The following is a 15,937-nucleotide window of genomic DNA, read 5'->3' as shown; positions in this document are numbered from 1 at the left end:
ATTATCCACCTTCCTGTTTTTTACGAATGGAGAAGTGACGATTACCTGTTTTTTTCCGAGGTCGGTAAGAATCCTTTTGGGCCTGTGACCGCTTATCCCGCCATTCCCTTGGCTTTTTTTTGGATTTGGATGGATAAACAGGATGGGCATTTTCTAGTACAAAATAGGGTGCCCCAAAACTACAGTATTCCAATAGATAATCTTCCAACCGAGAAATCTTAGACCACCCCTGATCTGCTCGCTTATCACGATAAAATCCTTTCAAGCGCAATTGATCATTACTCCAATCTCCGACGATAAAATCAAATTTCAATAATAAATGAGAAAATCGTTGACTAAAGCGTTCCGGATCAAAAGCAGCTTTATGGTCCGTCAACAGCGTAAACAATAATTCATCCGCTTCTACAAGATCTCCTCTCCTTATAAACTGAGGTCCTGGAAAGCGATTGTAATTATAGAGTTCTGGATCAATATCCTTACGCATAAGCTCCTCCTTTAGTCCTTCCCTTTGGTATCTTCTAAATACTTGATAGCATCATCGAGAGTTTTAACAGGAACAATCTTCATAGATGTCCCTAATTCCTTAGCGGTTTCCTTGGCTTCTTCCGCATTGGATTTGGCCTCCGGATTAGCCTTCTTTTCTTCGTCTGTTAGGGGATTGTCTGGAACAAAGAAGATTTCGGCACCTGCTTCATGAGCCGCAACTACTTTCTTATCTGCTCCACCAATCTCACCAACCTTCCCATCCTCACTAATGGTACCTGTTCCTGCAATAACACGTCCATCACGTAAGTCTGGATCTGCAAGTTGAGTATAAATCGCTAAAGAGAACATCAGTCCAGCACTAGGACCTCCAATACCTTCGGTTGAAAATTCAATAGGGATATCACTTTGAACCTCTGTCCGGTCAATCAGACCAATCCCAATTCCATTTTTTCCATTCTCTAGCTTAATAATTTTCCCCTGTTCAGAACGTTTGTCTCCCTGATCTTCAAACTCTACGCTAACTTCATCGCCAATTTTCAATTTACCAACATAATCAATCAACTCTTGAGAACTTTTGAAAGTTTTACCATTAACACCAGTCACCGTATCACCGAGATGCAGAATATTTTTAAAAGTGGAATCCTCCGTCAGACTCAAAACATAAACCCCTAAAAACTTCATGTCAATCTCTTTTTTAGCCTTGGTTAAACCTTGATATTTGGCGAAATTTTGAGACGTTTGCATATAAAATTGATTAATCCGTTGATACTCTTCATCACTAGCACCACCCGTCAAATCGGCTGCTGGAATGATATCCGTATAAGGGGTAAGACCCGCATATAGCATTAAGGGGAGGTTGGCTCGAATCACCCCAATCGTCACAAACTGGTATTCTCCATCCGCTTGATCTTCTTCCTTGTTTACCCGTAAAACAGAGCTAACAGCATCTGAGCCACCCGGAACCTCAATATAGTAAGGTAGCGGAATCCAAAAGGAGACAATCAGTAAGCCTACAAGTAATAAAGGGAGTAGCCAAAGTTTCCTATATTTATTTTTCGTTTTCATATTTCTTCAACACCATTCCAAGCACCGGGGTCGGTACATAATCTGAAATATCTCGCTTAAAATGAATCAGTTCCCGCATACGACTAGAGCTAATAGGAGCCAAATCGGGTTTAGCCATCAAATAAAGGGTTTCAAGTCCCTGTGTCAAGCGGCGATTAAAATAATCCATATTGGCCTCATAACCAAAATCCTCTGAATTTCGTAAACCTCGGAAAAGAACATCGATTTCTAACTCTCTCGCAACATCCGCCAAAAGTCGATCTTCAACAAGAATAATTTCTACATTAGGGAAATTATCCAAAGACTCTTGTAGAACTTGGAATCGTTCTTCCATCGTAAAAAATCCTGCCTTATTCGGATTCACAAAAATTCCTACATAAAGGACCTCTACCAAAGCAGCAGCTCGTCCTATGATATCCATATGTCCCTTGGTTAGAGGATCGAACGAACCAGCATATAACCCTTTATTGACTTTCATAAATGGTTACCTTTGAAATTCCGTAGACTTTCTCTTTCCACTTATAATTCGCTCCTATGGAATCAGGAAGATCAACTCCCTTATCTGTTTCACAAACAATTAGAGCACCAGAAGCCAGGAGTTCCCGCTGTTCTAACTCTAAAACTGTCTGCACAATGGTCTCCTTGGCATAGGGAGGATCCAATAAGACCAAATCAAAGGACTGGTTCAGCTGAACTAAGGCACGCTTAGCCTCCATCTTCAGCAACTGAAAACGAGAAGCCTCCTTGGTCATCTCAATATTGGCTGCTACTATAGCCTGAGCACGACGATCCTTTTCAACAAGGACAGCCTGATCCATCCCACGTGAAATAGCTTCAATGGCTAAAGAGCCCGAACCGGCATACAAATCCAAAACCCGGCCCCCATCAAAATAGGGACCGATCATACTGAAAATGGCCCCTTTTACCTTATCTGTTGTCGGCCGAGTTGTTTGCCCAGCCAGGGTCTTAAGTGGTCGCCCACCATACTTTCCTGCTACTACTCTCATATCTGTTATTATACTCCATTTTATCTGTTTTTTACAATATCCACCGTCAACTGAACAAAGAAAAACCGCCTACATTGAAGACGGTTCCCTTAGAAAATTTCAGAGGAGATTAGCCAAATACTAATAATTTCGTGCTTACCTTAATCGTAATAGGATAGAAAATTAAAAATCCGATCATTTTCTAAATAAAATTTTAAAGCCCTTTAATGCTTCAGAATCCAAGCCCCTACAAATCCAACTTCTATAAGGCCTAAAAAATAAGTAGCTACAAGACCTCCACCCGCAACAAAGATTAGCATCATAGATACTCCACTTTCTGTTTTGGAAAGATTATTTACTTACAATAATCGTATATACCAACAGCAAAAACTATAGGAAATGCTCCTGCCACATTGTTCCCCTTTTCTACATTAAATTAGCTATCTAATCTAAAAACGACCAAATATTTCATAAAAACCAATGCCATCCAATCCGTCAAGCTGGAATACTGATGTATCTAAACGTTTTTCTCCTCTATTCTTTCAACTCTTCTCAATTTTATAAACTCACTCTTTAATTTCGAATGTTTATTAAAATTAAGGGCAATAAATGTGAGAGCTATTAATCCAAGAACCCAAATAATTAGCACATGAAAGGAACTACTTTTCAAGCTAAAATCAGATTTGGTAAATAAATCTGTATAAGCTCCCAGAAATGTATACTGAATAAATTCTGCCACATCATCATTCATTTGAGATAGGATAGGTCCCATTGCAATCATCAACATAATTGGTAGTCCATTCATTTGAGCTTTTGATTGAGTTGCTGAGACAGCTGCTATATAAAGGTTTAGTAAGATAACCACCATTGCGGTGAACATAACCACTACTCCATACTCCACATACATTGTGGAAATATCAGCATCTGCCAAAATTGGAAATAAAATCATATTGATAATAACGATTAATATAGGATATAACAAAACTGAAAGTAAATATTCTAGAGGATGTACTCCACTCAACAAAAGTGTTTTTAAATTGTTCTTTTCTTTTTCCTCTGCAATCATTGTGGAAACAGTACTACCTACAGACATCGCAATCGCTGTTGAGAGACAAATAAACATTAAATCAAGCCCTTGTGATTCATCTAAATTCATGAAATTTTTATAAAGAAAAAGTAAACCGTAGGGCATTAACACTTAAACTAGTACGTTTTTATTGCTAATAATAACTTGGCTTCTTAGCCAAATCAAAGCTTTCAATCGATTAAACATTTAGTTTTTCCCCCGTTAACTTGATAAAAATATCTTCCAAAGTCGGTTCACAAGAATGAATCGCAATCACATTCCCTGTATCGAGATTCACTAAATCTGAGAAAGAAATAATTTCCTCTTGATAATCTAGGTATGTCACTCGTAAACGCTTATTAACATTGTATTTTTGAATAATATCAGCTGGTTTCCCTTTTTCAATTAGTTTCCCTTGATTCAGTAAAGCTAAATGATCACACAGTAAAGTTGCTTCATGCATATCATGAGTTGTTAAAAAGATAGCTGTACCATTCTCCTTTAAACGAAGAAGTAAGTCATGAATAGACTTTGAAGTAGTGGGATCTAAGCCGCTAGTTGGTTCATCTAAAAATAAAGCTTTAGGTTGATTGATAAGAGCACGCGCTAACAACATCCGTTGCTTCATACCTGTGGATAAATCTTCTGCCAAGACAGCCTTACTTTCTAGTAAGCCTACTGCTTCCAGTAAATCCTGAACCTTTCCTTTATGAACTCCATGTAATTTCGCATAAAGCAAGAGATTTTTTCAAGTGAGAGTTTTTCATAAAAACCACTCTTATCACTTACAATACCAATCTTTTCAAGATCCAAAGGTAATAATGTATGTGAATGTTTTCCAAATAACTGAGCGTTCCCAGCATCTTGCAGTAGTTGACCGGTCAGAATATTGATCATGGTTGTTTTTCCCGAACCTGATGGACCCAAAAAACCAAATATCTCTCCTTCATGGATATCAAAACTTATCTTATTTAGGGCAACTTTTGTACCAAATTTCTTAACAATATTTTTTGAAGTAATAATGGTAGTCATACTGGAAACCTCACTTTCTAATCAAATTACATATCAGTTATTCAGAATTTATAATTCAAAAATTCGCCATCTATTGTTTGCTTTATCCAAACTTACTATTTAAATAGCCAAAACATTGTTGATAAAAGAGCTGTGGCCAGTAACATCATTTATCACTCATTTCCAAGAGTTGTAATCGCTTTCTTTATAGTTCTATTGTAACTGAAACATCAAAAAAGTAACATGACATAAATGTCAGGTTACTAAATCCGTTTCTTTTTCTTTTATGAGATTCTCGACCAATACATCATCATTGAGCATTTTCGCAAACTCAATCGCCTTATTATAAGATAATTCACATTTCTCGTGATCTCCCTCGACTTGTAAGTAATACTTAGCTTCGAATGTATATATAAGAGGCTTGTGTTGAAAACTATTTATACTTTCAGTAATTTCACGAAACACCTTTGTATACGTTAAATAATCCTCAGAGTTTACTTGCACCAAGATTCCCAACAAAATTCTCTCCAATAGATAGATCCGCTCAGTATTACTGTAATCGATATACTCTATCACTTTTTGAGCTAACTCATCAAAGTAGCTTTTATCTTCTAAACCAATAGCACAACAAAAGAAATATAAATTTATAATCAAAAGATCATTATAACTATATTTCTTCTTTTTCAAAATTTGGTGAAAATATTCTTCAAGTAAGCTGAGAGCGAAGGTCACATCTTTACTACCATAGACATCTAACTGAACTTGTAAAACTTCGACCAACAACTGTTCATCTTCCGGAAGACTATCGTAAAAGTTTTCATAAATTTCATCAAACATCTCCTGATGGAGAGACATGCGTTTCTCATCCCCGTAGGTATGTGAGTGGACTAATTTGTGCTTTAATTCCAAATAACGCTTAGGGATTTCAATTTCTTCTACAGCTACGATTTGTTGAACAGGAACCTTCAATTTTTGAGCTAAAAAGACTAATTTCGAAAGGGATGGAAAAACGTAGCCATTCTCAATCCGAGCCAGCTGTCTAATTGTTAATTCAGCTTCGTCTCCACAAACATCCGCTTGTGTCAAATCTTTATTGAGTCGAAGGCTACGAATCTTATTCCCAATTTTCTTCTTTAGTTCTATATCTCTATCTTTCGTCATATACTACTTTCATCTCCCTAAATTCATTATAGCATATACAACGTAGTTTTTAAGAGTATCCCGTTTGACAGATGCAAACCTCATTTTTCTCAAGTAAAAAATCTTTTCGCTACTTTTAGAATTTCTCTAATTCCTCCACAAATCGCTGGGTTATTTACATCGGTCACGTATCTGAATCAATTTGGCTCCTATGGAGTATGTATCCTGCCCTCAGCACTGACGCCGATTCCAACTTCCAATAAATCTAGAATATAAGAGCTATGATCGGATAAAGTTGTTCTCATAAAATCTGCACTAGCTTTGAGATGCTTGCACTCCCGCCCTTCTTCCAAAGTTGCCATAAATGATCTCGAAATTTTTCCTGTAATAGACTAAAAAAATTCTGGAATGGTTCTCCCATTAAAACGTTGACGTTGGGTTGCACAAAAAGCGATTACATTGCTCACTTAACTAAAAAGCCCCTCCTCATAGAGAAAAAGGGGCTATACTAAGACTCGTACACTGCCAATTTCCAAAAACTCCACAGACCTTGACAAATAGGCAATAAATTCTTATGTTCAAAATTTGTATAACTTTTAAAAGTATTCTCTTAAAAAAATAAATCTATTATACTTTACATATCTAAAAACTGATCATTGCTAGGAATAAGAGAACGCTCATACAAAGCTTGCTTTTTTTCTCTTTCTCCATATTCCAAAAAATAAGCAAACACAACATCTAAAGCAATAGACAATGGTAATTGGGGAGAAATACGATTCCCATAATTCAAATGACGTGTCGAAGCCACTCTAAAAAAACAATCAACATAATCCAACTGATGATATTGAGTTGTCATTAAACAGGTACTAGCTCCTTTCTTTTTAGCCTTTTCTAAAGCTAAACGAACCGATTTTGTCTCACCAGAAACAGACAAACCAATCACCAAACAACTTTTATCAATGATTCCGTCTACCCAGTGAAGCATATCATCATGTATAATAGCCTCCGCTACAAGCCCTAAACGTAAAAAACGGATGCTAAATTCTCTAGCAACTAATCCCGAGAAGCCTTTTCCATAAAAATAAACTCGTTTCGCTTGTTCCAAGTGATGAATCATCCAATCAATTTGAACTTCCGATAATAAGGACTGACTAGCATCAAGAATCTGTTCATAATCTGATAAAATTCGCATCGTTGTAACCGATAACGTGGGATTAAAGGTAGCTTCCATCTGTTCTTGCTGTTCCTTCAGTTGATAAATAAATTCACGATAACCTGAGAAACCACATTTTTGAGCGAATCGTGTCAAGCTAGATTCTGAAACATGTAAGTGCTTCGCTAAGCACTGAGCTCGTAAAAATTTTAATGATTGTTTGGAGTCCAGAAAAAAATCAGCAATATCCTGTTCTGTATTTGTCAATTCATCATAATGAAGTTCAATCATTCTTTTTATGGGTAAATATTTCACACGCTTCCTCCCTCCCTCATATACTTAGTATAGAGAAAAAATAAAGCGTTTTCAATTATTTGTCCTCAAATCACCCTATTCTACTCATAGCAATTAAGAAAGTGCTTAACGGCACCTAAACGACCAGCTTCATTTCCCAAAGAAGCTTTCGTAATCACAGATGGGAGAAAACGAACGTTTTGGATTCTATCTCTCATTACTTTTTTCAGACGCGGTAAGATTAAGTCAGAGCGAACTGAAATACCACCACCAATTAACAAAATCTCTGGATTTAGTGAATAAGATAATATTAACAACCCTGTCGCTAAATGATTTATAAACTCATCAAACACTGCTAAAGCTTCAGAATCCTCCTGATCGACAGCATGACATATATCTTTCCCATCTAACCCTTCCATACCCATGCGCATTTCATAATTCTGAACCAGTGCACTAGTAGATGCTAAGTCCTGCCAAGTTAGATCTCCTACTGGAAGATAGCCTATTTCTCCTCCCATAAATGTAGCACCTCTTACCAAATGACCAGACTGAAGAATACCACCACCAATTCCAGTACCTATAGTCACCATGACCACATCCTTTTTCCCTTTAGCTTCCCCCAACCAAGCTTCTGCTAAAACCGCACAATTAACATCATTCTCAACCGTAACAGGAAGTCCAAGCTTCTCTCCTATCTCTTTACAAAAGTTAACTCCTTGATAAGCTGGGATGCTAGGTCCAGCATAAAGAATTTCCTTTTTATTAGAATCTACAACTCCTGCTGTTGAAATAGCAATACCATCTAATCGAATGCTCTTTTGGTAATCTGCTACTATTCCAAGAATTTGTCTAACAATCCCATTCGTCCCCTTCTCCTTATCAATCTCTGTTTTTTCTTCCCTAAAAGCCCCATGAGATTTTCCTTGATCATCATAAATATCTGCTTTAATCGTTGTCCCACCTATATCAATCCCTATAATTTGCATGATGGCCTCTCCTTCAAATAAAATTCTATAGATGTTTTCACTATAACAACGTGGATTCAATTTCTAGAAGTAATGTAATTATCTGATTTACCAAGTTCTCATCTTCCTTCTGAAAAGGAGGAAGCGGCTCTCTCACAGTACCTAATCGTAAACCCTCTTTACGAAATAGAATCTCCTTAGCTAAAGCATATAAATGACTTCTACCACTGGTTAATAATGTAATCACTTCATTAATCTTTTCCTGCAATACTCTAGCTTCTACTAACTGGTTACCTCGAATCAAAGATTCTAATTTCACAAATAAATCTGGCATAAGCCCATAAGTACCACCAATTCCTGCTTCAGCCCCCATCACTCTACCAGCCAAATATTGCTCATCTGGTCCGTTAAAAACAATTCTTCCTTCTCCCCCTATTTGAGAAAACAACTGAATATCTTGAACAGATAAAGAAGAATTTTTCACACCTATCACACAAGGATTTTCTAACATTCTCTCATACAAATTTTTAGTTAAAGCCACACCTGCTAACTGCGGAATATTATATAAAATAAAATCAGTTTTTGCTGCTGCCTTACTAATAGTATTCCAATAAACTGCAATAGCTTCTTCTGATAATTTAAAATAAATCGGTGGAATAGCTGCAATAGCATCTACTCCGAGTTTTTCAGAATGTTTTGCCAACTCTACACTATCTTTAGTATTGTTACAAGCAACATGATTAATAACTGTTAAAGAAGAATCTGCTACTTCCATAACAGCTTCGATGATTTTTTTTCGATCATCCACACTTTGGTAAATACATTCTCCAGAGGAACCATTAACATAAATTCCTCGGACTCCTTGCTGCATATAATATCTAACTAGGTTTTGAACTCTTACTGAATCTACTTCCCCCTGTTCATCATAGCAAGCATATAAAGCAGGAATAATTCCTTTATATTTTAACAAACTCATTCAAGCTTTCTCCATTCTCACCTAATACTATATTTCCCGTAGCCCATACCTGTAGCCAAGCCCATAAAACTTGTCCAATTGTACATTGAAAGAATATATAGAGAACTAGACTAACTCCGTGACTCAAGCAGCAAAAAGCCACTAAAAACGGGATACTTAACAACACTATATTTCGTACAGGATACCTTACCAATTGCTCTGTAATCTGCCTACATATAGGATACCACCCCCAAAATCCCATAGCTACTAAAGGATAGGCATAAAAGAAAAATAAATCTATCCATAAGTAAATTGGTATTAATGTAATTTTCCATAGAAGAAAAATAGGAGCTGTTTGCGGCAACACAATCCAAAAACATCCTATACAAAGCAATCGAAGAAATAGATCAAGTCCTCCTAATAAGAATCCCCGTCTCCATCTCTCTCTAGCCATTGATAAAAAAGGATTCCATACTTCTGTTATTTCCTGAGGATTCCATGTTTGTAAACTTCTTACTAAAGCAAGACGGGTAATTCCCCAAGTAATGATTGGTAAAGATCCTAAAAGCCAACAAAAATTTAATAATAACATATGAAAAATTTGATTAGCTCGCAGCCACCACCAATGATCTAAACGAAAAAGACCTGTCCATGTTTTCCGATTCATGCCATCATCCTTTCACAGCACCCATTGTAATCCCTTGTGTAAAAGATTTCTGGAATACAAGGAAAACTACTACAATAGGTACAGAAGCTAAAGCTGCTCCTGCCATAATGACTCCATAATTTGTAGCCATCTCCGCCTGCATCGTAGCAACTCCCAAAGAAATTGTCAAATTTTCTCTAGAAGTTAACATTACAAGTTGCATAAAATAGTCATTCCAGGTATTGATGAAGGTAAAAATGGCTAGGGCTGCAAAACCTGGCTTCACAATTGGAAAAGCTACATTCCAAAAAGTCGATAACTCACCACAACCATCAATTTTAGCTGATTCAAGCAATTCTGTTGGGATGTTTTCACTAAATTGCTTCATTAGAAAAACTCCAAAAGGCCAGCCAACTAAGGGTAAAATTACAGCTGCCAAACTATCATGAATTCCTAGGAAATTGACAATTCGTACTAAGGGAACCAGAATAACCTGCTTTGGTAATGCCATTGAGGCAACAAATAAAAGAAATAACCATTTCTGTCCATAAAAACGTTTTTTAGCCAATACATATCCTGCCAATGATGATGTTACACAAACTAATAACATTGTAGCTGCAGATATAAAAATGGAATTCCATAGCCAGCGAACAGCAGGATTTTGAATAAGTAACTGTTCAAAATTTTCCCAAGTAGGTTGTGCAGGCCACCATTGTGGAGGTATTACAATCGTATCTGGCTGTGCTTTAAAAGCACCCGTTAAAATCCAATAAAAAGGAAAAATAAAAAATAAAGTTAAAGCTAACAATACAACAGTCGAGGAAATCTTAAATACATTTATACGATTCTTCATCTTCATTCCTCCTAATAATCCACTTCATTTCCAAATAATCTTAACTGAACAAAGCTGACAAGAGCAATGATTAGAGCTAAAATAACACCAATTGTATTTGCATAACCATACTCTGTTAATTGAAAAGCTTTTTCGTATAAATAATACATTAAGGTACTAGTTGCATAATTAGGACCTCCAGAAGTTAGCAATTGTATCAAAGCAAAACACTGAAATGAATTAATGGTTGTAATAATCGCAATATACAAAGTTGTCGGAAGCAAGCTAGGCCATTTCACATTCCAAAAAACTTGAGATTCTGTTGCACCATCTACTCTAGCCGCTTCAACTAAAGAGTTATCAATATTTCCCATCGCTGCAATGTATAAAATAATCGGCTGACCAACAGATGTCGTTAATAAAATGATAATAATGGCTAATAAAGCCCACTGTTTATCTCCTAGCCAGGAAATATTTTGTTCAATAAGATGGGATGATTTCAATACGAAATTTAAAATACCTGATAGAGGATCATAAATCCACTTCCATACAACGGTAACTGCAACACTCCCGGTCACGACTGGTAAGAAAAAAACAAATCGATAAAAAGAACGGGTAATGACATGCTGCTGATATGTTTGCGAAGCAACAAATAATGAAAAGAATACTACAATAGGTACTGAACCAATTACAATTAATAATGTATTCACCAAAGATTTCAAAAAAACAGAATCTTGAAATAAACGAGCATAGTTTGCAAATCCAATAAATTCAAATCGTGTCATTGAATAATCAAAAAAACTTGTTACAAACCCCATAATCATCGGCGCCAGTACAAAACAAATAAAGAACAATAAAATTGGAGCAAGAAAACTGTAGGCAACAAGCGTCTCCTGCAGACGAAGTTTCGATAATTTCACAAGTAGCCTCCCTTCAAAAATGTCCTCTCCTCACTGTGAGGAGAGGATATCAATAACCACTATTCATGAATAGTTTCATTTGCTTTCTTCGTAAAGTCTTTCAAAGCTTGAGCAGGCTTCTCATCTCCATTTGACACAGCTTGCAGCATTGGGAACCAAAGTGTACGCATTTCTGCAAAACCATCTATTGTATTGTAATATGGTGAATAATACTGTGTCCATGAACTAATGCGGTCCATTCTCTCATCTTCATATAGTTTTCCATAAGAGACACGAACTGGGAATGCTCCTGTTCGAACAACATTCTTAGGGCCCCATTCCTTATCATCTGCGATAAACTGCACAAATTCCTTAGCGTATTTAACTTTTTGAGAATCTCCATTTTTAAAGACAGCAAAACCATTCACGAGATATTCCAAAGATGGTTGCCCTTTTGGAGCTGGGAATGGAATTTCAACCACCTCTACCCCACTTGCTTTTAGCAATTTCTCTTGAATTCCTTGTTGTGCTGGTGTCCACAAAAGAGTATAGGAAGTTTGCCCATTCGCAAAGTTCTGAATATCTGTTCCCCCATCAAATTGAGATCCATTTGCCAAATATCCCTTATCTAACCAGTTTTGAGCTGTCTCCAAAGCCTTAACAAATTCTGGACTGTCTGTTGTATAACGAGTCACTTCTGGATCAGTCACAGAACCTCCACCAATATTAGCTAGAAAAGCTCGTGTTCCTTGATCTCCACCTTGACCATTACTGAATAAGGATCCCGGTTGATAGCCTTTCTCTTTTAAAGCTTTCAGAACTTTTTCAAAGTCATCCGTTGTCCAACCTTCTTTTACTAAATCTAAAACCCCCGCCTCTGTCAACATTTCTTTATTAAAGGCCATATAAAATGGAGCTGAGCTAATTGGATACATATAAGCTGTATCTCCAGCTTTACTAGCCTGAAGAATCTCTGGCGTTGCAATATCTGCCTCAAACTCCTTGGTAAACAGATCATTTAAATTTTCCAATTTTCCATTTTTACCATACTGAATAATCCGACCTGGGGCATCAAACAATACATCTGGAGCTGTTCCTGCCTCAATAGCTGTTGTAATTTTCTCAGGTCCAGACTTAAAATCAATTGTCTCAAGATTAACCTTTACATCCGGATGCTTAGCTTCAAATGCCTCAATCAATTGTTTCTCATAGGTTCCTACACCATCACTAGCTTTTTCTTGTGTAAAGACAGGGAAAGCCCACCAAGTAATTTCTGTTTTTCCTTCTGCCTGACTTGCATCTTTTCCTCCTTGTGCCGAAGAACCACACGCTGTTAAAATAATAACTGCTGATGTTGTAACAACTCCTGCCAATATCTTTTGAATTTTCATAAACAACCTACTTTCTATCTGCTTGAATTGCAGCAACAAATCGTTCCGTAATCTCTTTAGGCCGGGTAATAGCCCCACCAACCACTAAGCTAACAACTCCTAAATCATGAACTTGCTTTGCTTGTTCAGGACTATGAATTTTACCTTCAGCAATCACATCAAATCCGTCCTCAACCAATTGTTGGATAAGTTCAAAATCAGGACCATCTTCTTGCCGACTATAGGAGGTGTAACCTGATAAAGTAGTTCCAATAAAATCAATTCCCGCTTCAGCTGCAGCTCGTCCCTCTTCTAACGTGGACACATCTGCCATCCACAACTGATCTGGATATTTTTCTTGAATTTCCTTTAAAAATTCATGCAAGGGGCGTCCATCATGACGATCCCGATGGGTACAATCTAATGCAATCACCTCAATATTTAACTGAGCTAGTTCATCTACCTCTCTCATAGTTGCCGTAATGAATGGTTCCTGCGGAGGATAATCACGCTTAATAATTCCAATGATGGGGAGATTTGATACTCTCTTAATTTCCTGAATATCCCTTACACTATTCGCTCTTAAAGCACATGCTCCACCTTCTTGGGCAGCACGCGCCAGTAAAGGAATAACTCCCCCTTCCTTTCGATATAATGGTTCTCCTGGCAAAGCTTGACAAGAAACAATAATTCCTCCAGTCACTTGCTCTTTAAAAAGTGTTTTTTTTTCATCTCTCAACATGTCTCACCACCTTTCTGACTAGTTCGATATACGACTACCTGTTTCAAAGTCAAAGAAGTGCCCTTTACTCACATTAAAAGCTAGAGATACCTTTTGACCGGCTACAACATGATTAGCTGCGTCCACCCGTGCTGCAAATTCCTGTTCTCCTACCTTACAATATAGAATCGAGTCACTTCCCAACAATTCTGCAACAACCACTTCGGCTTCAACAACAGCTTGATTGAAAGTATCCAAAGCAATTGGATCAGATGAAATTGCCTCTGGTCTAATTCCAAAAATCATCTGTTTATCTAATTGTCCTTGGGCTTTCAACATCTTCTCAATCCCCTCAGGTAAAGCTAACTTCAATTGTTTGTCATCCGAAATAACTCCATTTGAAACTCGTACTGTAAAGAAGTTCATAGCTGGGCTTCCAATAAATCCTGCAACAAACATATTTGCAGGTTCATTATAAAGTTCTTGCGGTGTCCCAACTTGCTCAATTTTTCCAATCGTTCCTGTACCCTCTTTATTTTTTGTAGCACTCATAATAACAATTCTATCCGCCAAAGTCATCGCTTCTGTCTGATCATGCGTAACATAGATTGTAGTTGCTCCAATCCGTTTATGAATTTTAGCAATCTCCGCTCTCATAGAAACTCTTAACTTCGCATCCAAATTCGATAATGGCTCATCCATCAAGAAAACCTTCGCATCACGTACAATGGCTCTTCCCATGGCAACCCTTTGACGCTGACCACCAGATAAATCTGCAGGTTTACGATTTAAAAATTCCTTTAGTCCTAAAATATCTGCCGCCTCTTTTACACGCTGATCAATATCTTCCTTGGTATATTTTCGCAATTTTAAACCAAATGCCATATTTTCATAAACGGTCATATGTGGGTAAAGAGCATAATTTTGAAAAACCATAGCAATATCTCGATCTTTAGGAGCAATATCATTGACTAACTTATCTCCAATATAAAGCTCCCCTTCTGTAATATCCTCTAAACCAGCAATCATCCTCAAAGTTGTCGATTTTCCACAACCAGATGGTCCTACAAAAACAATAAATTCCTGATCTTGAATCTGTAGATCAAAATCCTCCACTGAGTAAAAAGTACTATTCAGATAACGTTTATACAAATGATTCAATCGTAACTCTGTCATCACTATCCTCCTCTTGCTACACATACCATAATGATTTTTTCCTCTAAATATATTATATATCCGTTAGAAAGCGTTTTCAATATTTTCGGAGATTCTGGTCATAGTTCCAAAAATCCACTATTTAAGGATAAGAATGAAAGTTCTTTCAGACTAACTGACGGAAACTTGACATAAAAGGAACATGAGAAACACAGATCAGAATATAATCTCTAAAAGCTTTTACAACAATCATCAATCAATAAAACTAAAATCCGAATTCCTCACTATGTTTGAAAGAATTCGGATTTTTAAGATTAATAAACCACCAAAGCTCGTCCCCAATCGGTATCCAAAATGGTTTGGAGCATGGCCACCTTGTGGCGGGCAAATTTTATAAAAGGAACTTGTAGGTCTTCCAGTTGTTGTAGAAAGTCTTGACAATCCTGTTCAAATTGAGGACGATTCAGCCGAAAGGGCTGAAATCCCTCTTCCTGCAAAAAAGCAAGAATAGTCTCAAAATCTAGGCCAGCCAGTAGGGAATGGTGGCGGTTTTTTAAGCGACTATTGTTTCGTATATCATCTTCCATATCTTCTGTAAGATAGTCATCAACATAGGTCTCTTCTGTTCGATCAGACCAAGGGACTGGGGTGGGCAGGCTACGTCCATAATCATAATTAATGAGACGAACATGACCCGTCACTTCATCAAATACCACAGCATAATTTCCAGCATTGGTATGCCTATCTTGATTTAAAGTCAAAATATCCAAGGCAATTTGATCCCGTAAGAAAGCACGTGCCTGTGGTTCATCAATTCCATCAAAAGAAGAATAGAGCCGGACCAAGTAATGAAACCGCTCCAAAGGTGGACTATCGACTATTTTTACTGCAAAGGTCTCCAGATCAACAAGTACCTTTCGCTCCCGTTGTCTAGGATCACCGAGAACCCAGTCTACTTCGGTTTCTTTTGTCAACAGTGGAGACAGTGTTCCCGATTGAACTGTCTTACCATCATCAATCATCAGAAATTGATAGCGAGCATGGCTCTTTTTATCCAAGTCTGATAGATTATAGTCATTTAGTTTTTAAATAGTATGTTATTGCATCAGTTATAGAGTCCATTTTACGAAGTAATTCTGTAACTGATTTTTTTAAAATAGCCCAGCTTTTTTCAATAGGATTTAATTCTGGAG

The 15,937-nt window shown here is 37.1% G+C and carries 16 protein-coding genes and 1 pseudogene; all 17 read right to left on the bottom strand.

From position 1 onward, the window contains the following. Nucleotide 1: 1 nt before the first annotated feature. Nucleotides 2-484, bottom strand: coding sequence for a YutD family protein (locus ACXM1Q_RS03705; RefSeq protein WP_458516289.1), 483 nt, complete (start codon nucleotides 482-484; stop codon nucleotides 2-4). An 11-nt stretch (nucleotides 485-495) separates the two neighbouring features. Then, complete coding sequence (locus ACXM1Q_RS03700; protein WP_458516287.1) at nucleotides 496-1,551, bottom strand: SepM family pheromone-processing serine protease; 1,056 nt, start codon at nucleotides 1,549-1,551, stop codon at nucleotides 496-498. Beyond that, nucleotides 1,535-2,029 carry a pantetheine-phosphate adenylyltransferase gene (gene coaD, locus ACXM1Q_RS03695; protein ID WP_458516285.1) on the bottom strand — a complete coding sequence of 165 codons (495 nt, stop codon included), beginning with the start codon at nucleotides 2,027-2,029 and terminating at the stop codon, nucleotides 1,535-1,537. Before coaD ends, ACXM1Q_RS03700 begins: the two co-directional genes overlap by 17 nt. Next, entirely contained in the window at nucleotides 2,016-2,558 is a 543-nt protein-coding gene (rsmD, locus tag ACXM1Q_RS03690; protein WP_458516283.1) for a 16S rRNA (guanine(966)-N(2))-methyltransferase RsmD, read from the bottom strand. The genes coaD and rsmD overlap by 14 nt, the downstream gene beginning before the upstream one ends. A gap of 496 nt (nucleotides 2,559-3,054) precedes the next feature. Continuing rightward, nucleotides 3,055-3,693, bottom strand: coding sequence for an ABC transporter permease (locus ACXM1Q_RS03685; RefSeq protein ID WP_458516281.1), 639 nt, complete (start codon nucleotides 3,691-3,693; stop codon nucleotides 3,055-3,057). A gap of 109 nt (nucleotides 3,694-3,802) precedes the next feature. Then, nucleotides 3,803-4,635, bottom strand: a pseudogene (locus ACXM1Q_RS03680) (ABC transporter ATP-binding protein). Between the two features lie 234 nt (nucleotides 4,636-4,869). Beyond that, on the bottom strand, nucleotides 4,870-5,775 hold the full coding sequence (locus ACXM1Q_RS03675) for a helix-turn-helix domain-containing protein (RefSeq protein WP_458516279.1): 906 nt from the start codon (nucleotides 5,773-5,775) through the stop codon (nucleotides 4,870-4,872). A 613-nt stretch (nucleotides 5,776-6,388) separates the two neighbouring features. Continuing rightward, a complete protein-coding gene (locus ACXM1Q_RS03670) occupies nucleotides 6,389-7,222 on the bottom strand; it encodes a MurR/RpiR family transcriptional regulator (protein WP_458516277.1) in 834 nt (277 codons plus the stop codon). Nucleotides 7,223-7,302: 80 nt separating this feature from the next. Continuing rightward, entirely contained in the window at nucleotides 7,303-8,187 is an 885-nt protein-coding gene (locus ACXM1Q_RS03665) for an ROK family protein (RefSeq protein ID WP_458516275.1), read from the bottom strand. Between the two features lie 40 nt (nucleotides 8,188-8,227). Beyond that, nucleotides 8,228-9,142: a dihydrodipicolinate synthase family protein gene (locus ACXM1Q_RS03660; protein WP_458516273.1), complete on the bottom strand. Its 915-nt coding sequence runs from the start codon at nucleotides 9,140-9,142 to the stop codon at nucleotides 8,228-8,230. After that, nucleotides 9,123-9,788, bottom strand: coding sequence for a hypothetical protein (locus tag ACXM1Q_RS03655; RefSeq protein ID WP_458516271.1), 666 nt, complete (start codon nucleotides 9,786-9,788; stop codon nucleotides 9,123-9,125). Before ACXM1Q_RS03655 ends, ACXM1Q_RS03660 begins: the two co-directional genes overlap by 20 nt. 4 nt (nucleotides 9,789-9,792) lie before the next feature. Next, nucleotides 9,793-10,620: a carbohydrate ABC transporter permease gene (locus ACXM1Q_RS03650; RefSeq protein ID WP_458516336.1), complete on the bottom strand. Its 828-nt coding sequence runs from the start codon at nucleotides 10,618-10,620 to the stop codon at nucleotides 9,793-9,795. An 11-nt stretch (nucleotides 10,621-10,631) separates the two neighbouring features. Then, complete coding sequence (locus ACXM1Q_RS03645; RefSeq protein ID WP_458516269.1) at nucleotides 10,632-11,519, bottom strand: carbohydrate ABC transporter permease; 888 nt, start codon at nucleotides 11,517-11,519, stop codon at nucleotides 10,632-10,634. Nucleotides 11,520-11,578: 59 nt separating this feature from the next. Further along, nucleotides 11,579-12,889, bottom strand: a complete 1,311-nt coding sequence (locus ACXM1Q_RS03640) for an ABC transporter substrate-binding protein (protein ID WP_458516267.1) — start codon at nucleotides 12,887-12,889, stop codon at nucleotides 11,579-11,581. A gap of 7 nt (nucleotides 12,890-12,896) precedes the next feature. Beyond that, nucleotides 12,897-13,610, bottom strand: coding sequence for an N-acetylmannosamine-6-phosphate 2-epimerase (locus ACXM1Q_RS03635; RefSeq protein ID WP_458516265.1), 714 nt, complete (start codon nucleotides 13,608-13,610; stop codon nucleotides 12,897-12,899). Between the two features lie 18 nt (nucleotides 13,611-13,628). After that, a complete protein-coding gene (locus ACXM1Q_RS03630) occupies nucleotides 13,629-14,765 on the bottom strand; it encodes an ABC transporter ATP-binding protein (protein WP_458516263.1) in 1,137 nt (378 codons plus the stop codon). A 293-nt stretch (nucleotides 14,766-15,058) separates the two neighbouring features. Beyond that, nucleotides 15,059-15,802, bottom strand: coding sequence for a HipA domain-containing protein (locus ACXM1Q_RS03625; protein ID WP_458516261.1), 744 nt, complete (start codon nucleotides 15,800-15,802; stop codon nucleotides 15,059-15,061). Between the last annotated feature and the right edge of the window lie 135 nt (nucleotides 15,803-15,937).

The sequence above is a fragment of the Streptococcus sp. 10F2 genome (assembly GCF_054331515.2).
The sequence above is the reverse complement of the archived record's forward strand: the minus strand, read 5'-3'. Positions and strand labels throughout refer to the sequence as shown.

Coding starts and splice junctions, on each gene's coding strand:
- ACXM1Q_RS03705 (WP_458516289.1), bottom strand. CDS start 484: ATGCGTAAGGATATTGATCCAGAACTCTATAATTACAATCGCTTTCCA.
- ACXM1Q_RS03700 (WP_458516287.1), bottom strand. CDS start 1,551: ATGAAAACGAAAAATAAATATAGGAAACTTTGGCTACTCCCTTTATTA.
- coaD (WP_458516285.1), bottom strand. CDS start 2,029: ATGAAAGTCAATAAAGGGTTATATGCTGGTTCGTTCGATCCTCTAACC.
- rsmD (WP_458516283.1), bottom strand. CDS start 2,558: ATGAGAGTAGTAGCAGGAAAGTATGGTGGGCGACCACTTAAGACCCTG.
- ACXM1Q_RS03685 (WP_458516281.1), bottom strand. CDS start 3,693: ATGAATTTAGATGAATCACAAGGGCTTGATTTAATGTTTATTTGTCTC.
- ACXM1Q_RS03675 (WP_458516279.1), bottom strand. CDS start 5,775: ATGACGAAAGATAGAGATATAGAACTAAAGAAGAAAATTGGGAATAAG.
- ACXM1Q_RS03665 (WP_458516275.1), bottom strand. CDS start 8,187: ATGCAAATTATAGGGATTGATATAGGTGGGACAACGATTAAAGCAGAT.
- ACXM1Q_RS03660 (WP_458516273.1), bottom strand. CDS start 9,142: ATGAGTTTGTTAAAATATAAAGGAATTATTCCTGCTTTATATGCTTGC.
- ACXM1Q_RS03655 (WP_458516271.1), bottom strand. CDS start 9,788: ATGAATCGGAAAACATGGACAGGTCTTTTTCGTTTAGATCATTGGTGG.
- ACXM1Q_RS03650 (WP_458516336.1), bottom strand. CDS start 10,620: ATGAAGAATCGTATAAATGTATTTAAGATTTCCTCGACTGTTGTATTG.
- ACXM1Q_RS03640 (WP_458516267.1), bottom strand. CDS start 12,889: ATGAAAATTCAAAAGATATTGGCAGGAGTTGTTACAACATCAGCAGTT.
- ACXM1Q_RS03635 (WP_458516265.1), bottom strand. CDS start 13,610: ATGTTGAGAGATGAAAAAAAAACACTTTTTAAAGAGCAAGTGACTGGA.
- ACXM1Q_RS03630 (WP_458516263.1), bottom strand. CDS start 14,765: ATGACAGAGTTACGATTGAATCATTTGTATAAACGTTATCTGAATAGT.